General features: G+C 62.8%; 16 protein-coding genes. 7 read left to right on the top strand and 9 right to left on the bottom strand.

Going from position 1 to position 18033, the window contains the following annotated elements; translation table 11 throughout:
* Nucleotides 1-4: 4 nt before the first annotated feature.
* A complete protein-coding gene (locus JMJ54_RS06980) occupies nucleotides 5-730 on the bottom strand; it encodes a GntR family transcriptional regulator (protein WP_275411068.1) in 726 nt (241 codons plus the stop codon).
* 237 nt (nucleotides 731-967) lie between these two features.
* Here JMJ54_RS06980 and JMJ54_RS06975 point away from each other — a divergent pair, with 237 nt between their 5' ends.
* On the top strand, nucleotides 968-1948 hold the full coding sequence (locus JMJ54_RS06975) for a malate dehydrogenase (protein ID WP_203537221.1): 981 nt from the start codon (nucleotides 968-970) through the stop codon (nucleotides 1946-1948).
* A 148-nt stretch (nucleotides 1949-2096) separates the two neighbouring features.
* Here JMJ54_RS06975 and nagE read toward each other — a convergent pair whose 3' ends face one another.
* Entirely contained in the window at nucleotides 2097-4109 is a 2013-nt protein-coding gene (nagE, locus tag JMJ54_RS06970; RefSeq protein WP_203537220.1) for an N-acetylglucosamine-specific PTS transporter subunit IIBC, read from the bottom strand.
* Between the two features lie 382 nt (nucleotides 4110-4491).
* Between nagE and prpC the strand changes: the two genes are divergently transcribed.
* From prpC to bamC, 6 genes are all read left to right on the top strand, one after another.
* Nucleotides 4492-5643, top strand: coding sequence for a bifunctional 2-methylcitrate synthase/citrate synthase (prpC, locus tag JMJ54_RS06965; protein ID WP_203537219.1), 1152 nt, complete (start codon nucleotides 4492-4494; stop codon nucleotides 5641-5643).
* Complete coding sequence (locus JMJ54_RS06960; RefSeq protein WP_203537218.1) at nucleotides 5640-7052, top strand: bifunctional 2-methylcitrate dehydratase/aconitate hydratase; 1413 nt, start codon at nucleotides 5640-5642, stop codon at nucleotides 7050-7052. Before prpC ends, JMJ54_RS06960 begins: the two co-directional genes overlap by 4 nt.
* 85 nt (nucleotides 7053-7137) lie before the next feature.
* Nucleotides 7138-8259, top strand: a complete 1122-nt coding sequence (locus JMJ54_RS06955) for an efflux RND transporter periplasmic adaptor subunit (RefSeq protein ID WP_203537217.1) — start codon at nucleotides 7138-7140, stop codon at nucleotides 8257-8259.
* Nucleotides 8260-8310: 51 nt separating this feature from the next.
* Nucleotides 8311-11412, top strand: a complete 3102-nt coding sequence (locus JMJ54_RS06950) for an efflux RND transporter permease subunit (protein WP_203537216.1) — start codon at nucleotides 8311-8313, stop codon at nucleotides 11410-11412.
* An 80-nt stretch (nucleotides 11413-11492) separates the two neighbouring features.
* Nucleotides 11493-12368, top strand: a complete 876-nt coding sequence (gene dapA, locus JMJ54_RS06945) for a 4-hydroxy-tetrahydrodipicolinate synthase (RefSeq protein ID WP_203537215.1) — start codon at nucleotides 11493-11495, stop codon at nucleotides 12366-12368.
* 28 nt (nucleotides 12369-12396) lie between these two features.
* Nucleotides 12397-13584, top strand: coding sequence for an NlpB/DapX family lipoprotein (gene bamC, locus JMJ54_RS06940; RefSeq protein WP_203537214.1), 1188 nt, complete (start codon nucleotides 12397-12399; stop codon nucleotides 13582-13584).
* 74 nt (nucleotides 13585-13658) lie between these two features.
* On the opposite strand, the gene JMJ54_RS06935 is transcribed toward bamC, so the two are convergent.
* Genes JMJ54_RS06935 through JMJ54_RS06905 form a run of 7 tightly spaced genes read right to left on the bottom strand, consistent with a single transcriptional unit; the run spans nucleotide 13659 to nucleotide 18022 of the window.
* Nucleotides 13659-14129 (bottom strand): phosphatidylglycerophosphatase A family protein, encoded by a 471-nt coding sequence (locus JMJ54_RS06935; protein WP_308437983.1) that lies wholly within the window; start codon nucleotides 14127-14129, stop codon nucleotides 13659-13661.
* 53 nt (nucleotides 14130-14182) lie between these two features.
* Entirely contained in the window at nucleotides 14183-15136 is a 954-nt protein-coding gene (gene thiL, locus JMJ54_RS06930) for a thiamine-phosphate kinase (protein ID WP_203537212.1), read from the bottom strand.
* Between the two features lie 18 nt (nucleotides 15137-15154).
* The gene (nusB, locus tag JMJ54_RS06925) at nucleotides 15155-15643 is read right to left on the bottom strand and encodes a transcription antitermination factor NusB (RefSeq protein WP_203537211.1); all 489 of its coding nucleotides are present in this window, start codon (nucleotides 15641-15643) and stop codon (nucleotides 15155-15157) included.
* The gene (ribH, locus tag JMJ54_RS06920; RefSeq protein ID WP_203537210.1) at nucleotides 15640-16113 is read right to left on the bottom strand and encodes a 6,7-dimethyl-8-ribityllumazine synthase; all 474 of its coding nucleotides are present in this window, start codon (nucleotides 16111-16113) and stop codon (nucleotides 15640-15642) included. The genes nusB and ribH overlap by 4 nt, the downstream gene beginning before the upstream one ends.
* Nucleotides 16114-16142: 29 nt before the next feature.
* Nucleotides 16143-17237: a bifunctional 3,4-dihydroxy-2-butanone-4-phosphate synthase/GTP cyclohydrolase II gene (gene ribBA / locus JMJ54_RS06915; protein WP_373310136.1), complete on the bottom strand. Its 1095-nt coding sequence runs from the start codon at nucleotides 17235-17237 to the stop codon at nucleotides 16143-16145.
* Nucleotides 17234-17845, bottom strand: coding sequence for a riboflavin synthase (locus tag JMJ54_RS06910; protein WP_203537208.1), 612 nt, complete (start codon nucleotides 17843-17845; stop codon nucleotides 17234-17236). The genes ribBA and JMJ54_RS06910 overlap by 4 nt, the downstream gene beginning before the upstream one ends.
* Nucleotides 17846-18022 carry a YfgJ family double zinc ribbon protein gene (locus JMJ54_RS06905; protein ID WP_203537207.1) on the bottom strand — a complete coding sequence of 59 codons (177 nt, stop codon included), beginning with the start codon at nucleotides 18020-18022 and terminating at the stop codon, nucleotides 17846-17848.
* Between the last annotated feature and the right edge of the window lie 11 nt (nucleotides 18023-18033).

Raw genomic sequence — 18033 nt, 5'->3', positions numbered from 1 at the left:
AGCCTCACGCCTGCAGCAGGGCCGGTGGTTCGAACGCCCAGCGTTCGGTCTTCATCCACACCACGCTCCACATCTGCGGCCGGCCTTCGTAATCCTTCGCCAGTCGCACCACCTGCAGCAGCGCTTCGTTCAACTCGCAGTGCAGCAGCCTTGCTTCGGCCTGCGATGCAGGCATGGCCTTGTATCGCACTTCGGCGTCTTTCAGACGAACGCCAAAATCCCGCCAGCACAACTCGCGCACATCGCCCCGCAACTCGCGGATGCGCCGCACATCCAGCTCCGGAAAACCCGCCTCCGGCAGCAGCATTTCCTCGATCCCGACCAGCTCGCCGGCTACACGTACATGCCGCCGGATCTGCCACAGCGCCGCGCCGCGGCGAAGACCGAGAATTTCGGCCAGTTGCTCGCCGGCATGGATCTTCACGCAACCCAGCAATTCGAACCTCGGCACCTCGGCACCTTCGCCCGACAGGCCGGTGAAGCGCCCGCGCGCGAGAAAATCGTTCACGCCCTCGACAAAGGTACCCACCCCTTGCCGCCGGTACAGCAAGCCATCGGCCACCAGCGCATCAAGCGCCTTGCGGACCGTGCCTTGGCTGACGCCGAAACGCTCGCCCAGCTCGATTTCACTCGGCAACGCCTCGTCCTCGCGCCAAGCGCCCGCCTCGACCGAGGTCAGCACTTCTCGCATTACTTGCCGGTAGAGGGGTTGAACTGTGAGCTTGCGCATAAGTATGTGGAACGCTTTTTATCATGTTGTCGCCAGGGAGTCTACTACAGTCTTATATAAGACAACAGATAAGCGACGTTTTGTCGGCCAGAAAGCCGCAGCCTGCACACAGCCTGAGATCGCGTGATAAACTGGCCCGGCTTTGGGCAGACCCCTTTTCATGTACGCAATGCCGTTTTGTGATGCATTGCCGTAGTCAGTAAACGGCGGACAACCGCCGAGTTTCGGAGTGAACCAATGAAAAAACCCGTACGCGTTGCCGTAACCGGCGCAGCCGGCCAGATCGGCTACAGCCTGCTGTTCCGCATTGCTTCCGGCGCCATGCTCGGCCCGGATCAGCCGGTCATCCTGCAACTGCTGGACATCACCCCCAGCCTGCCGGCGCTGAACGGCGTCGTCATGGAACTGGACGACTGTGCATTCCCGCTGCTGCAAGGCATCATCCAGAGCGACGATCCGAAGGTTGCCTTCAAGGACGCCGACATCGCCCTGCTGGTTGGCGCACGTCCGCGCGGCCCGGGCATGGAACGCAAGGACCTGCTCGAAGCCAACGGCGCCATCTTCACCACGCAAGGTCGTGCACTGAACGAAGTCGCCAGCCGTGACGTGAAGGTGCTCGTGGTCGGCAACCCGGCCAACACCAACGCCTACATCGCCATGAAGAACGCACCGGACCTGAACCCGGCCAACTTCACCGCGATGATGCGCCTCGACCACAACCGCGCACTGACACAAATCGGCCAGAAGACCGGCAACGCGGTCACCGACGTCAAGAAGATGATCATCTGGGGCAACCACTCGGCCACCCAGTACCCGGACATCTTCCACGCCGAAGTGAAGGGCCAGAACGCTGCCAGCCTGATCAACGACCAGAAATGGCTCGAAGGCGAGTTCATCCCGACCGTGCAACAGCGCGGCGCGGCGATCATCAAGGCGCGCGGCCTGTCGTCCGCTGCTTCGGCTGCCAACGCCGCCATCGACCACATCCGCAACTGGGTGCTGGGCACGCCGGAAGGCGACTGGGTCACCATGGGCGTACCGGCCAACGGCGAGTACGGCTACAGCGACCTGATCTACGGCTACCCGGTCACCTGCAAGGATGGCAAGTACACCATCGTCGAAGGTCTGGAAATCAGCGAATTCAGCCGCGCCCGCATGGACGCGACCGCGAAGGAGCTGTCGGAAGAGCGTGACGCGATCAAGCACCTGCTGGGCTGATCCGCTTCACCACAAAAACGGGCCTTGCGGTCCGTTTTTTTCGTTCAGAGCTTGTACGCATCCGCCTCAACCAGGCCGACAGCAATAAAAAAACCCCGGCCTGAACCGGGGTTTTTTTATTGTGCCACCCGAAGGTGGCAGCAACCGCTTACTTGGCTTTCAGCGTGTACAGCTTGGTCTGACCGGCAACAACCGAACCGGTCGCAACGTTGGCGACACCAGCGAACTGGTCGACGTTGCTGACGATCACCGGGCTGATGACCGACTGGGCATTCTGCTCGAGATAAGCCAGATCGAGTTCCAGCACCGGATCGCCTGCGTTGACACGCGCACCCTGCTCGGCCAGACGCTTGAAGCCCTGACCACCCAGTTTCACGGTATCGACACCGATATGCACGATCAGCTCGGCACCGTTGTCGGCCAGCAACGCAAACGCGTGGTTGCTGTTGAAGATCTTGACGATCGTACCCGCCACCGGCGCAACAACGAGCTTGCCCGTCGGACGAACCGCAACACCCTCACCCACAGCCTTGCTGGCAAACGCCGGATCCGGCACTTCTTCCAGCGGCACGACATCACCGGTAATCGGCGACACCAGTACCAGATCACCAGCGGCAGCCTTCGGCGCAGCAGCAGCGGCAACCGGCGCGGCAACTGCGGCAGCAGCCACCGGCGCAGCAGCAACGCCGCCTTTCAGGCCACGCATCGCGTCAGCCACCAGTTCGGCCTTCGGTCCGATGATGATCTGGACGTTTTCCTTGTTCAGGCGAACCACACCCGACGCACCCAGACGCTTCGCCGCAGCTTCGTCCACCAGCGCCGAATCCTTCACGCCCAGACGCAGACGGGTGATGCATGCGTCGATCGATGCGAGGTTGGCGTTACCGCCGATGGCCTGCAGGTAACCGGCTGCCAGCGACGCGTTGTCCGACGCAACCGGCGCAGCAGCGGGAGCAGCAGCGTCACCGCCGACTTCGTCGTCTTCGCGGCCCGGGGTCTTCAGGTTGAAGGCACCGATTGCGGCACGGAAGGTCACGTAGTAGATCACGAAGAACACGATGCCTTGCGCGATCAGCATGTACCAGTCACGGGCCAGCGGGTTACGCGACGACAGCACCATGTCGACCAGACCGGCACTGAAACCGAAACCGGCAATCCACTGCATCGAAGCAGCGATGTACACCGAAATACCGGTCAGGAATGCGTGCAGCAGGTACAGCGGCGGCGCAACGAACATGAACGAGAATTCGAGCGGCTCGGTCACACCGGTGAAGAACGCAGCGAATGCAGCGGCAATCATCAGCGACGCAACGCGCGCCTTGTTCGCCGGCTTGGCAGCGTGGTAGATCGCCAGAGCAGCGCCCGGCAGACCGAACATCATGATCGGGAAGAAACCGGCCTGATAACGGCCAGTGATACCGAGCACGGCCTTGCCTTCAGCCAGCGACTTCGCGCCACCGAGGAAGTTCGGGATGTCGTTGATGCCGGCGACGTCGAACCAGAACACCGAGTTCAGCGCGTGATGCAGACCGACCGGAATCAGCAGGCGGTTGAAGAACGCATAAATACCGGCGCCGACGCTGCCCATACCCTGGATCGTCTCACCGAAATGGACGAGGCCGTCATAGATCACCGGCCAGATGATCATCATTGCGAATGCAACAAAAATCATCACGAACGATGTCACGATCGGAACCAGACGCTTGCCGCTGAAGAACGCCAGCGCCTTGTGCAGTTCGACATGGCTGAAGCGGTTGTAGAGCTCAGCGGTGATCACACCTGTCAGGATACCGACGAACTGGTTGTTGATCTTGCCAAAGGCTGCCGGAACGGCCTTGGGGTCGATCCCCTGGATCATCGCAACTGCGCCCGGAGAACACAGTTTGGTCAGCACGTAGAAGCCGACCAGACCGGCCAGCGCAGCAGCGCCGTCCTTGTCCTTGGACATGCCGTAAGCCACACCGACCGCAAACAGGATCGGCATGTTGTCGATGATCGCGGCGCCAGCCGTAATCAGGAAGGCGGCAACCGCACTGTTGCCACCCCAACCCGTCGGGTCGATCCAATAACCGATACCCATCAGGATCGCGGCAGCCGGCAGCGTTGCCACCGGCACCATCAGCGCGCGGCCGATTTTCTGTAAATACCCTAGAACGTTCACACCCTACCCCCTTTATCGCGTTCACAGCAGGACGCCACCGAGTGACCCCACTTCACCTAGACAATCCCGTTATCTGACGAAAACGGCATCAACTACAGTGTTTACTACTTCCCCGGGCTTTTTTCTGCCCGCTTGCCTTGCCCATTCCGCCTCTTGTCTGACTTCATGTCAAATAAAATGACATGAGAACCAAAGGCTAACGTAAATAAATTAGTACTTCTGGCTAGGCGCGGCCGATTTTTCCATTTGTAACCGGACTCTGGCAATCCATCCCGACTTATTCGACAGGGGAAATCTCCTATCCTGATGAATACACGGATGAATTCCACACACTGATTTTGGCGCGCCGCTGCCCTCCATTCACGCAGCCCGGAGCACGACCATGGAAGCCCCGTCTTCGCCCCCGCCAAAGAAGTCAGTTGCGCTCTCCGGCATTGCAGCGGGCGAGACGGCCATATGCACCGTCGGGCGGAATGGTGACAACTTACACTACCGGGGCTACCCGATTCTTGAGTTGGCGCAAGGCTGTGCTTTCGAGGAAGTCGGCCATCTGCTGATCCATGGCCGACTCCCGGACGAAGCTGCGCTTTCGCAATACCGGCAACGACTGGTCGAGGCCCGCGGGCTCCCTCACGAAGTACTCGTCACGCTCGAGCACATCCCTGCCGCAACCCACCCGATGGACGCCTTGCGCAGCGGTGTTTCAACGCTCGGCTGCGTCCTGCCGGAAAAGGACGAACACGGTACGGCGGGCGCCCGCGACATCGCTGATCGCCTGCTTGCGGCACTGCCTTCACTCCTGCTGTACTGGTATCACTTCAGTCACCACGGTCGGCGCATCGACACCGCCACCAGCGATGCCAGCATCGCCGGTCAGTTTCTTCACCTGCTGCGGGGACAACCCGCCTCGCCCGAGCACATCCGGGCACTGGATCAGTCGTTGATCCTGTATGCGGAGCACGAATTCAACGCATCGACTTTCGCCAACCGCGTAGTCGCCAGCACCGGCGCCGATCTGTACAGCTGCATCTGCGCCGGTATCGGCGCCCTCAAGGGGCCCAAGCACGGCGGCGCCAACGAGGTTGCGATGGACGTCATCGCCCGCTACGACACGGCGGATCAGGCGGAAAACGACATCGTCCGCCGGCTTGGCGAGCACGAAGTCGTCATCGGCTTCGGCCATCCGGTTTATACCCGCGTCGACCCGCGCAGTGCGGTCATCAAGACCATCGCCCAGCGACTCGGCCAGACCGGTGGCAACCCGCGCCTGTTCGAAATCGCAGAGCGTCTCGAATCCGTCATGCTGCGTGAAAAAGGGCTGTTCCCCAATCTGGACTGGTACGCAGCACCGGCCTATCACATGCTCGGCATCCCCACCGCGCTGTTTACGCCACTTTTCGTCATTGCCCGTACCGCAGGCTGGGCCGCACATGCGATCGAGCAGCGTGGCAGCGGCAAGATCATTCGCCCCACTGCCGTCTACACCGGCCCGGACGAACGCCACGTCCCGGCCATCGAGGAGCGCAGTGCATGACCTTACCATCGAGCCATGCCGACGCCATCCTGCAGACCATCGCCGACTATGTCTGCCAGCCGTTCGAACCCAGCGAGGAGGCCATCGCAACCGCACGGCTCTGCCTGCTCGACAGCATCGGCTGCGCGGTTGCCGCGCTCGACCACCCTGCCTGCACCCGCCTGCTGGGCCCCACGCTCCCGGGTACCCGTGTCCCCAAGGGCGCGCGCGTCATCGGTAGCGGCGAACTGCTCGACCCGGTCAAGGCGGCTTTTGATGCCACCACACTGATCCGCTGGCTCGACTACAACGACACCTGGCTGGCGGCGGAGTGGGCCCATCCATCCGACAATCTGGGCGCGCTCCTTGCAATTGCCGACTGGCGCTGCCGCAACGGCCACGTGGTCACGCTCGGGCAATTGCTGAACGCGATGATCCAGAGCTATGAAATCCAGGGTGTGCTCGCACTGGGCAACGCCTTCAACCGCGTCGGGCTCGATCACGTGTTGCTGGTCAAGGTTGCCAGCTGCGCCGTGGTCATGCGGATGCTCGGCGGCAGCCGCGACGACGTGATCAACGCGGTATCCCACGCCTGGCTCGATGGCACGCCACTGCGTGTTTACCGGCACGCACCGAATGCCGGACCACGGAAATCGTGGGCGGCCGGCGATGCAGCCAGTCGCGCGGTCTGGCTGGCGCTGCTGACGCACAAGGGCGAGCTGGGCTACCCGACCTCGATCACCACGCCGATCTGGGGATTTCAGGACACACTCTTCCGGGGCCAGAGCGTCGTCCTTGCCCAGCCCCTCGGCAGCTACGTCATGGAACACATTCTGTTCAAGGTTGCGCACCCTGCCGAATTTCACGGCCAGACCGCCGTCGAAGCCGCGATCGAGCTGCACCCGCAATTGATCGGCCGGTTCGACTGCATCGACCACATCGACATCAGCACCACCGAAGCAGCGCTGCGCATCATCGCCCGTGACGGGCCGCTGACCAATCCGGCAGCACGGGATCACTGCCTGCAATACATGACCGCAGTGGCCCTGCTGCGCGGGAACCTGACCGCGGCCGATTACGAGGACGACGTCGGTAACGATCCGCGCATCGAACGCTTGCGCGCGAGGATCTCCACAGCCGAACACCCGCAATGGAGCCGGGACTATCTCGACCCGCAGCGACGCAGCATTGCCAACGGCATCCGCATCCGCTTCAACGACGGCAGCCCCGATATTGCCGCCACGGTTGAATTCCCGCTCGGCCACCGGCTGCGTCGCGCCGAGGCCCGTCCGCACCTGATCGACAAGTTCGTCCGCAACAGCGCCCAGCACCTCGGCGCTGCGAGGCAACAGGCGCTGGTCGAACAGATACTCGACCCGAACAACAGCACCAGCCCCGTTTCCGAACTGGTCGATCAAACCGTCGGCTGACGCCTGCAGCGGTGAACCGTCTGGCTGAGCAGGCCGCAGAACGATTAGAATGCGGCGCTGCCCCGTTCACCCAGGATTCAGGCCGATGAAACTCCGCCCCCGCACGCTCCTGATTGCCGTACTGGCCGTCATCGGCGCAGGTGTACTCATCGCGGCCAACACGCATCGCCCCGCCACAACGCCCACTGTGGCAAACAAGAGCGCAGCCGTCGAGCTGGCGCCCGAAGACATCGTCCGTGTCACGCAGGGGGATGTCACGCATACGCTGGCCATCACCGGCACCCTGCAGGCAGAGCAGCAAACAACGATCACCGCGCAAGTGGAAGGCCAGGTCTCCTCGGTCGACGTCCGCCCCGGCCAGCACGTCCGTCGCGGTCAGGTTCTGGCCCGCCTCGACGCCAACGACCTCCAGCGCCAGTTCGCCGTCGCGCAAGCCCAGCTCGCCAAAAGCCGAGACTTGCTGGCTTACAACCGGAAACTGAGCGAGCGCAATCAGGACTTGCTGAAGCAGAACTTCATTTCAAAGAACGCGTTCGACACCACGCAGAACCAGCTTCAATCGGCCATCGCCGACACCCGGGCCGCCGAGGCACAGCTCGGCCTCGCACAGCAGGCACTGGCCAAGGCCGTCATCGCCGCGCCATTCGACGGCATGGTGGCCGATCGTTTTGTCGATCCGGGCCAGCATGTCGGCATCAACGGCAAGCTGCTGACCGTGGTCGATCTGGGCAGTCTGGAGCTCGTCGCCAACGTACCGGCACGCCGCATCGGCGAAATCGCACCCGACCAGCAGGTCCGCTTCACCATCGACGGCTTCCCCGACCGGTTCAGCGGCCATATTGCGCGCATCAACCCCAGCGTCAGCGAAACCTCCAAAGCAGTGCCGGTCTACATCCGCATCGATCAGCAGCACGAGGCCTTGCGCAGCGGGCTTTTCGCACAAGGTTTGATCGAGATTGCCACGCATGCCCGTGTAGCGAACCTCCCACTACCCGCAGTACGCGACGAAAACGGCGAGCAATACGTGCTTGCCATCGAGTCCGGCAAACTGGTCCGCAAGGTCGTAACAACCGGAGCCAGGGACGAAGCGCGCGCCCGGATCGAAATCACCGGAGGCATCAAGCCCGGCGCCATCGTACTGGCAAGCAACGTCTCGCTCAGCGCGGGCACCCAGGTCAAGCTGCCCGCCGCGCAGCCATCCAGATAAACGTCTTTCCGAGCGCGAAGCAGCGACTCGAGCAGGACCAGGAGCCCGCCGATGTGGTTCACCCGTATCAGCATCCAGAACCCCGTATTCGCGACAATGATGATGTTGTCGCTACTGGTACTGGGGCTGTTCTCGATCAAGCGCCTGCCGGTTGAAGAGCTGCCGGACGTCAAGTTTCCGGTCGTCGTCGTCAGCACCTCGTATCCCGGCGCATCGCCCGAAATCGTCGAGTCGGACGTCACCAGGAAAATCGAGGAGTCGCTCAACACCGTCAACGGCCTCGACGAGCTGTTTTCGTTCTCGTACCAGGGCTTGTCGGTCGTCGTTGCCCAGTTCGATCTCTCGGTCGACCCCGAGGCTGCCGTTCAGGATGTGCGCGAGAAAGTCGCCGCCGTCACGCCCGGCTTCCGCGACGAGGTCAAGACACCGACGATCAGCCGCTACAGTCCGGACGACCTGCCCATCGCCTCGCTGGTCCTGCGCTCGGACCGGCTCAGCCCGCGGGAACTGACCAGCCGGGCCCAGCAGGTCTTCAAAAAGCGTTTCGAGACCATCCAGGGGGTCGGCCAGGCCGAACTGGTCGGCGCGATCTCGCGACAGATCGAAGTCGTGCTGCGGCCGGAAAAACTGGCCGAGCTGAAAGTCGGCGTCAACGACGTCATGAGCGCACTGCGGGCGCAGAACGCCGAAGTCCCCGTTGGCACGATCCAGTCGCGCGGTCGCGAAGAAGTCGTACAGATCAAGGGCCGACTGACAACGCCGGCCGAATTCGCCAAGATCATCGTTGCCTGGCGCAACGGCGCACCGGCTTACCTCGGCGACATTGCTACCGTCCGTGACGGCCAGGCCGAGGAGGACAGTCTGGCGCTGGTCAACGGCCAGCGCGCCATCTCGATCGACATCAAGAAGGTCAACGGCGCCAATACGGTCGAAGTCAGCGACCGGATCCGCGCCGAGATGGACAAGCTCAACAAGGAATACGCCGGCGAAGGCATTCAGCTGTCCGTCCTCAGCGACAACGCCGAAGGCATCCGCGCCTCGCTGGCCGACGTCAAGACGACGATGATCGAAGGCGCTCTGCTGACGATCGCTATCGTCTTCGTCTTCCTCGGCTCATGGCGCAGCACGGTCATCACCGGCCTGACGCTGCCGGTGGCGCTGATCGGCACCTTTTTCGCGCTCTATATTGCCGGCTTCACGATCAACGTGATGACGATGATGGCGCTGTCCCTGTGCATCGGGTTGCTGATCGACGATGCCATCGTCGTGCGCGAGAACATCGTCCGCCATGCGGCACTCGGCAAGGACCATTACAACGCAGCCATCGACGGCACGCGCGAAATCGGGCTCGCCGTACTGGCAACGACATCGACCATCGTCGCGGTCTTCCTGCCGGTCGGCTTCATGGGCGGCATCATCGGCAAGTTCTTCCACCAGTTCGGCCTGACCGTCTGCGCGGCGGTGCTGATCTCGATGTTCGTCTCGTTCACGCTCGACCCGATGCTGTCGTCGATCTGGGCCGACCCGCACGTCCATGGCGGCAAACGCCCGCTCGGCAAGCTGCTCGACGCCTTCGAAAACGGGATGGACTGGCTGGCGACGCGCTACAGCGCGCTGATCCGCTGGAGTCTGGCGCACCGGCTTGCGGTGATCGGCATTGCCGTTGCCAGCCTCGTCGCCGCCTTCATGCTGGCGCGCTTCATCGGTGCGGAATTCGTCCCCAAGCCCGATCTGTCCAAGGTGTCGCTGCAGTTCGAAACACCGGTCGGCTCGTCGCTCGACTACACGACCGCCAAAACCCGGCAGATCGAAGCCGCCCTCAAAACCTTCCCGGAAGTCCGCGAGACGTATACCGCGATCAACACCGGCGGCGCACAGGGCAAAAACAGTGCGCGCATGGTGATCATGCTGACGCCGAAGAAAACCCGCCACCGCAGCCAGAACGAGCTGATCACGGCGTTCCGCGCCCGGATCACCACGATTGCCGGCGTGTCGATCCGCTCGCTGATGCCGCTGGGTGGTGGTGGCCCCGAAGGCAAGGCCATCCAGATTTCGCTTCAGGGCACCGATCTGGTTCGGCTTGGTACGCTCAGCCGCGAGTTCACGCAACGATTGAACGCCATTCCGGGTCTCGTCGACGTCGAATCGAGCATGAAGGCCGCACGCCCGGCGCTCGATATCGACATCAACCGCGATCGCGCCGCCAGCCTTGGCCTCGATCTGACCCAGGTCGGCAATGCATTGCGTCCGCTGATCGCCGGCGAGGAAAGCGGCACCTGGCTGGCGCCCGATGGCGAGAGCTACGACGTCAATGTCCGCCTCGCCGCCGCCGAGCGCGCCAACCGCGCCAGCCTCGAAAGCATCTATTTCACCAGCACGCTGCGCGATGGCAACGGACTGCCGATTCTCGTGCCTCTGACTGAAATCGCCACGGTCAAATCCGCCGAAAGCCCGGTACAGATCAACCGGCGCAACCTGTTCCGCGAGGCCAACATCACCGCCAACGTCGCCGGCCGCACCACTGGCGAAGTCCAGCGTGACATCGACAAGCTGCAAGCCGAATTCAAGCTGCCGCCCGGCTACCGCTTCGTCGCCGGCGGCGACACCAAGAGCATGCAGGAGTCGGCCGGCTACGCGGTGGCGGCACTGCTGCTCGGCATCATTTTCATCTACATGATCCTTGCCTCGCAGTTCGGCCACTTCCTGCAGCCCTTCGCGATCATGACCTCGCTGCCGCTGTCGCTCGTCGGCGTGCTGCTGGCGCTGCTTATGTGGCGAAGCACGCTGAACATTTTCTCGATCATCGGCGTGATCATGCTGATGGGTCTGGTAACGAAGAACGCCATTCTTCTCGTCGATTTCGTCAACCATCTTCGCCGCGAAGGCATGGCCCGCGTTGACGCCATTGCCGAAGCGGGACGCGTGCGGCTGCGGCCGATCCTGATGACAACGGCGGCGATGATCGTCGGCATGTTGCCGCTGGCATTTGCCTTGGGTGAAGGCTCGGAACAGCGTGCACCGATGGCGCATGCGATCATCGGCGGCGTCATCACGTCGACGCTGCTGACGCTGATCGTCGTCCCGGTCGTGTTCACCTGGCTCGACGACCTCGGCGCGTGGCTGATCAGGCGGCTTGGCGGGCGGCGTAAATGACCCATTTGCGGGTTCCCGCCCGCGCCAGCACCGGTTAGAATGCCGGCTGATCGTTTAATGACCAGAACGGGTAAACGGGCATGTTGACAGGTAGTTTGGTGGCACTGGCCACCCCGATGTTTGAAGACGGCAGCCTCGATTTTGCGAGCTTGCGCAAGCTCGTCGACTGGCATATCGCCGAAGGCACCAACGGCCTCGTCGCCGTCGGCACGACCGGCGAATCGCCGACCGTCAGTGTCGAAGAACATATCGAAATCATCCGCGTTGTCGTCGAGCAAGCCGCAGGCCGCGTCCCGGTGATTGCCGGCACCGGCGCCAACTCGACCCGCGAAGCCATCCACCTGTCCAAACGCGCCAAGGAAGTCGGCGCCGACTTTGGCCTGTCGGTTGTTCCTTACTACAACAAGCCGACCCAGGAAGGCCTGTACCTGCATTTCCGCGCCATCGCCGAGGAAAGCGGCTTGCCGACCCTGCTGTACAACGTGCCGGGCCGGACCATCACCGACATGTCCAACGACACCGTGCTGCGGCTCGCCGAAATTCCCGGCATCGTTGGCGTCAAGGATGCGACTGCCGATCAGGAGCGCGCTGCCGACCTGATCCGGCGTGCGCCGAAAGGCTTCGCCATTCTCAGCGGTGATGACGGCTCGACCCTCGCCTTCATCCTGCAAGGTGGCCATGGCGTGATCTCGGTCACGGCCAATGTCGCCCCCCGCATCATGGCGCAAATGTGCAAAGCCGCACGTGCAGGCGACATTGCCGGTGCGCGCGAACTCAACAACCAACTGCAGGGTCTACACAAGCAACTGTTCGTCGAAGCCAACCCGATTCCGGTGAAATGGGCACTCGAACAGATGGGGCTGATCCCGACCGGCATCCGCCTTCCGCTGACCCGACTGTCCGAGGGCGCTCATGCCACGGTCCGTCAAGCCATGCAAGCTGCCGGCGCGCTCTGAGCCGCGTCCAACCTTAGCGAAGAACCTGATGAAACCGCTTTTCCGCCTGATCCCGATCGCCATCGCCATCAGCCTCGCCGGCTGCTCGAGCGATCAGCTGATGCTGCAACGCAAGGTCGACTACCGTTCGGGTAGCGACAACATGTCGAACAATACGCTGGAAGTCCCGCCGGACCTGACCGCACCGAGCGCCGGTACCGGCTACACCATTCCGGAACGTGGCAACAGCGCCTCGGCACTGAGCGGCCAGCCGGCCGCCACCAACGCCTCGGCGCCTGCGGTCGGCGTCAAGGCCGTCGGCGGCGAAGTCATCCTGAACGACAGCAGCAAGGCCAAGATGGTCGAAGCCGGCGGACAGCGCTGGCTGGTGGTCAAGGGTGACCCGAAGAAACTCTGGCCCGAGATCCACCAGTTCTGGCTCGACAACGGCTTCCTGCTGAAGATCGACAATCCGCAACTGGGCATCATGGAAACCGACTGGCTGGAAAACCGCGCCAACCTGCCGGCAGACTGGGTCACCAAGCTGCTGCGCAAGGTTGCGGACAGCTTCATCTCGACCGGTGAGCTCGACAAATTCCGTACCCGTGTCGAAGCAGGCGCCCAGCCGGGCACGACCGAGATTTACCTCTCGCATCGCGGCATGCAGGAGGTCTACAAGGACACCGGCGACACCGACACCAGCCGCCTTGGCAGCAACACCTCGGACAACAAGACGATCTGGGTGCCGCGCAAGGCCGACCCGGAACTCGAAGCCGAAATGCTGGCACTGATGCTGCAACGCTTCGGCATGACCGAAGAGCAGGCAGTGACCGTCGTGAAGAAACCGGTCAACACCCCGGTCTTTGCATCGCTGAGCGACGACGCCACCTCGCTGAAGATCAACGACAACTTTGATCGCGCATGGCGCCGCGTCGGTCTGGCGCTGGACCGCATCGGCTTCGTCGTTGCCGACCGCGACCGCAGCAAGGGCGTGTACTACGTCCACCGTGCAGCCGAGGACATCGGCAAGGAAGAGAGCAACAGCTTCTTCTCGTCGCTGGCCTTCTGGCAGAAGGACGACAAGGGCAACAAGACGCCGGTACCGAAGGACTACGAAGTCCGGCTGCAGGAAGGCGTCAACCAGACGACGCTGACCGTGACCGGCAAGGACGGTGCAGCCGTCGATGCCGACACGCGCAACAAGCTGCTGTCTGCCCTGCTCGGCCAGCTGCGTTAAACCGGCTCAGCCCCAAAAAAATGCGCCCTTTCGAGGGCGCTTTTTTTTTCGCTGCATGCATGGGGCCAAACGATTCAGTACCGCAGCAGGCTCGGCCAGAAGTGCATGAGGCCCAGCAAGACGGCGATGGCGTACAAAGCGGCAACCAGATCATCGAACATCACGCCGAAGCCACCGGGGACATGGGCATCGAGCGCCCGGATCGGCCAGGGCTTGAGAATGTCGAAAAACCGGAACACGGCAAACGCAGCCAGCCAGCCGCTGCCGGAATGCGGAACAATCGTCAGTACCAGCCAGATTGCGACGATTTCATCGATCACGATACCGCCGTGGTCGTGCACCCCGAGCGCCTTGCCCGTGACGTCGGCCGCCCACACCCCCAGCGCGAACACCGGCAGGCAAAACCAGGCAATCTGGACCGGTGTCAGCCAGAACAGCAGCAGCGCATAACAGGGCAACCCGGCCAGCGTCCCCCACGTACCCGGGGCCTGACGGGCCAGACCGCTGCCGAAGCCGAGCGCGATGAAATGGGCAGGATGGCGCAACAGAAAACGCCAGTCAGGATGCAGGATCGATGGAGCTGAAGAGTGGGACGAAGTCATGGAGATGAAAAGTGATCAAAGCTGCGGCCGGTTTCCACCGGACAGCCATTGATGTCGCGGAGGGTAACCCCGGCTCCGGGGCGCATGACGCCGATCCGGGTCAGCGGCAGGCCCAGAGACAAGGACAGTACCTCGATCGCCTGCCGCTCCTTGGGGTTGGCGGTAAAGCACAGTTCATAGTCGTCGCCCCCCGACAGCGCGGCCAGCCGGCGCTGAGCCTCGGGAATCCCCTGTAACGCAGGGTCGACCGGGATGCACTCCCAGTCCAGATCGGCGCCAAGCCCGGACTGCTCGCAGATATGCACCAAGTCACCGACGAGCCCGTCGGAGACATCCAGCGCTGCACTCGCATGCCGCCTAAGATGCGCCCCGAGCGCCAATCTTGGCATCGGCCAGTCAAGGCGGCCGGCACAATGCGCCAGCACCTCGTCGGGCAATACGACGTCACCACTGCGATGACGCACGGCCATGGCCGCTGCACCAAGACTACCGGATACCCAGACGTCGTCACCGGCCTTGGCACCGGAACGCCGCAACGCGCCCTCGGCCGGCACATGCCCGGCCACCTGGATCGAAAGCGTAAGCGGGCCGCGCGTGGTATCGCCGCCAACCAGCTCGATGTCGGCCGCATCCGCCAGCGCGAACAGACCAGACGAAAACTCGGCCAGCCACGCTTCGTCAACCCGCGGCAATGCCAAGGCCAGCGTGAACCAGGCCGGCTTTGCGCCCATCGCGGCCAGATCCGACAGATTGACCGCCAGAGCCTTGTGACCGAGCGAGCGCGGGTCGGTGCCGGAGAAGAAATGCCGCCCCTCGACCAGCATGTCGACTGAAATCGCCAGAACTTCGTCTGTCGGCGGCGCCAGCAAGGCGCAATCGTCGCCCACTCCCAGCAGCGCCTTGCGTGCCGGGCGAGCGAAGTACGCACCGATCAGTCCAAACTCGTTCACCCGGTCATGCCCGCCCGTTCAGCCGCGACGCTTTGCGCGGATGGCTTCGACTTCGTCGGCACGCACCGCAGCCGCGAGCTTGTCGAGTACGCCGTTGACGAAACGGTGACCGTCGGTACCGCCAAACGTCTTCGCCAGCTCGATCGCTTCGTTGATGATGACCGGATACGGCGTTTCCGGCATGTGGACGATTTCGAATGCGCCTGCGAGAATCACTGCGGCCTCGACCGGGCTCACCTCTTCGAGCGGCCGATCGACGTGCGGCGTGATCAGCTTGATCAGGTCGCTCGACTCCTTGATTGCGCCATACATCACCGCACGGAACAAGGCCTCATCGGCACGCGAGAATTGCGGACTGCTTTCGCGCAGGAATTTCTCGATGTTGTTGACCGTGTCCCCGGTCAGATTCCACTGGTACAACCCCTGAACCGCGAATTCGCGGGCGCGGCGACGGGCCGATTTCGGCTTGGCCGGCGGGGTGTTTGCTTGCTGTTCGTGTTCGCTCATGCTGTTAACGCTTTCTGAAGTTGGGCCATTTCTACGGCGACGCGGGCGGCATCGATGCCCTTGTCGGTCTTGCGCACCTCGGCCTGCTCATCGTTTTCGACGGTGAGAATGGCGTTGGCAATCGGGATCGCGGCATCGAGGCCGACCCGGGTCACCCCGGCGCCGGACTCGTTGGCGACGAGCTCGAAGTGATAGGTTTCGCCGCGAATGATGCAGCCGAGTGTCACCAGCGCGTCGTAGCGACCGGTTTTCGCCAGCAGTTGCAATGCCAGCGGCGCTTCGAGCGCGCCGGGCACGGCAAATTCGTCGATGGCGTTTTCGGCGACACCGAGGCGGACCAGCTCGCCGACGCAGGCATTGCGCAGCGCAGTGGTGATGTTTTCGTTGAAGCGGCAGGTCACGATGCCGACACGCAGGCCACGGCCATCGAGCGGCGGCAGGGTCTGGTCACGATTCGGGACAAAGCTCATGGTGTATTCCTGGGAAATGGGCTGCAGATTCAGGGGGTTTCAAAACCGGTGACTTCGAGTCCGAAGCCGGCCATGCTCGGCATCTTGCGTTCCGGGCTCAGCAGACGCATCTTGCCGACGCCGAGCGCACGCAGCATCTGTGCGCCGATGCCGTAGGTACGCAAATCCCAGCGTCTGACCTTGTTCAGACCCAGCTCGGGCAGCGCCCGGGCCAGCAGGTCTTCGCCCGACTCGGTCCGGTGCAGCAGCACCATCACGCCACAACCGGCACGGTTGATCGCTTCGAGCGAAGCGCGGACGTCCCACGAGTGGTTGCCGGCGCCAAAGTCGATCCAGTCGACCACCGACAACGGCTCGTGCACCCGCACCAGGGCTTCGGTACCCGGCTTGGGCTGGCCTTTCACCAGCGCCAGGTGCGTCGCCGTCGACAACTTGTCACGGAACACCACCAACTCGAACGGCCCGGCTGCGGTTTCGATATTGCGCCGACCGGCGATTTCGATCAGCGACTCTGTCTGACTGCGGTAGTGGATCAGGTCGGTGATCGTGCCGACCTTGAGGCCATGCTCGGCCGCGAACTCGAGCAGCTGCGGCAGGCGCGCCATCGTGCCGTCGTCGTTCATGATCTCGCAGATCACCGACGCCGGCTGCAGCCCGGCCAGTTGCGAAAGATCACAGCCGGCCTCGGTATGGCCTGCGCGCACCAGCACGCCGCCCGGCTGTGCCAGCAGTGGAAACACATGCCCCGGCGACACCAGATCGCTCGGCTTGGCGTCGAAAGCCACCGCCTTCTTGATCGTCAGTGCCCGGTCGTAGGCCGAAATGCCCGTGGTCACCCCTTCAGCCGCTTCGATCGACACGGTGAAGTTGGTGCCGTGGCCCGAACCGTTCTGGCTGACCATCAGGGGCAGATTCAGCTGCTTGCCACGCTCTGCCGACAAGGTCAGACAGATCAGGCCACGACCGAACTTGGCCATGAAGTTGATCGCTTCCGGCGTGACGAACTCGGCCGCCATCACCAGATCGCCTTCGTTTTCGCGGTCTTCCTCGTCAACGAGGATGACCATCTTGCCGGCACGAATGTCGGCAATGATGTCCTGCACGGCAGAAATCGCGCTCATCATCGGTGCTCCGTACTCAGCATGCGTTCGACGTAACGGGCGATCAGGTCGATCTCGAGATTGACCTGCGAACCCGCGGCCAACTGGCCGAGTGTCGTGACCGCCAATGTGTGCGGAATCAGGTTGATCGAAAACACGCAGCCGTCCTCGGCGTCGCGGACCGAATTGGTCGTCAGCGACACGCCATTGACGACCACCGAGCCCTTGGCCGCCAGATACTTGGCCATCGCTTTCGGCGCGAGAACCACCAGCTCGCGGTTTTCGCCGACCGGGTCGAACGACAGCACGTCACCGACCCCGTCGACATGGCCGGAGACCAGATGACCACCGAGCATGTCGCCCAGGCGCATCGCTTTTTCCAGGTTGACGCGGCCACCCTCGGCAACAAGGCCGACGGTACAGCGCAGCGATTCGTCCGACACGTCGATCAGGTAACGGTGCGGATCAAGCTGTTCGATCACGGTCATGCATGCACCGTTGTGCGAGATGCTGTCGCCCAGCGACACATCACCCATTTCCAGCTCGGGCGCATGAACGGTCAGTTTGACCCCACCGGCGAACGGTTCGACGCGTTCGATCGTGCCGATCGCCTGGACAATTCCGGTAAACATTCAGTCTTGCTCCTTGTCGGCCACCGCTTTGCGGCTGGCATTCGCTTCAAGCACCCGCTGCGACGACTTGAGTTCATTGCAGTGATTGCAGAAATAACTGGTCGCACCACAGGCTTTGAGGATTTCGATCGGCTTGCCGCAGTCCGGGCAGACCAGCGCCGTTGCTTGTTCGCTCATCACACATCCCT

Origin of the sequence: Jeongeupia naejangsanensis (assembly GCF_016865585.1) — a bacterium.
Classification (GTDB): Bacteria; Pseudomonadota; Gammaproteobacteria; order Burkholderiales; family Chitinibacteraceae; genus Jeongeupia; species Jeongeupia naejangsanensis.
This window is presented reverse-complemented; position numbering and strand designations above follow the sequence as displayed.

What these genes read in the sequence shown, in the direction of transcription:
- dapA (WP_203537215.1), top strand. Translation starts at nt 11,493, where the DNA reads ATGTTGACAGGTAGTTTGGTGGCACTGGCCACCCCGATGTTTGAAGAC.
- JMJ54_RS06905 (WP_203537207.1), bottom strand. Translation starts at nt 18,022, where the DNA reads ATGAGCGAACAAGCAACGGCGCTGGTCTGCCCGGACTGCGGCAAGCCG.
- JMJ54_RS06910 (WP_203537208.1), bottom strand. Translation starts at nt 17,845, where the DNA reads ATGTTTACCGGAATTGTCCAGGCGATCGGCACGATCGAACGCGTCGAA.
- JMJ54_RS06950 (WP_203537216.1), top strand. Translation starts at nt 8,311, where the DNA reads ATGTGGTTCACCCGTATCAGCATCCAGAACCCCGTATTCGCGACAATG.
- JMJ54_RS06960 (WP_203537218.1), top strand. Translation starts at nt 5,640, where the DNA reads ATGACCTTACCATCGAGCCATGCCGACGCCATCCTGCAGACCATCGCC.
- JMJ54_RS06955 (WP_203537217.1), top strand. Translation starts at nt 7,138, where the DNA reads ATGAAACTCCGCCCCCGCACGCTCCTGATTGCCGTACTGGCCGTCATC.
- nusB (WP_203537211.1), bottom strand. Translation starts at nt 15,643, where the DNA reads ATGAGCGAACACGAACAGCAAGCAAACACCCCGCCGGCCAAGCCGAAA.
- ribBA (WP_373310136.1), bottom strand. Translation starts at nt 17,237, where the DNA reads ATGATGAGCGCGATTTCTGCCGTGCAGGACATCATTGCCGACATTCGT.
- JMJ54_RS06975 (WP_203537221.1), top strand. Translation starts at nt 968, where the DNA reads ATGAAAAAACCCGTACGCGTTGCCGTAACCGGCGCAGCCGGCCAGATC.
- ribH (WP_203537210.1), bottom strand. Translation starts at nt 16,113, where the DNA reads ATGAGCTTTGTCCCGAATCGTGACCAGACCCTGCCGCCGCTCGATGGC.
- prpC (WP_203537219.1), top strand. Translation starts at nt 4,492, where the DNA reads ATGGAAGCCCCGTCTTCGCCCCCGCCAAAGAAGTCAGTTGCGCTCTCC.
- bamC (WP_203537214.1), top strand. Translation starts at nt 12,397, where the DNA reads ATGAAACCGCTTTTCCGCCTGATCCCGATCGCCATCGCCATCAGCCTC.
- JMJ54_RS06980 (WP_275411068.1), bottom strand. Translation starts at nt 730, where the DNA reads ATGCGCAAGCTCACAGTTCAACCCCTCTACCGGCAAGTAATGCGAGAA.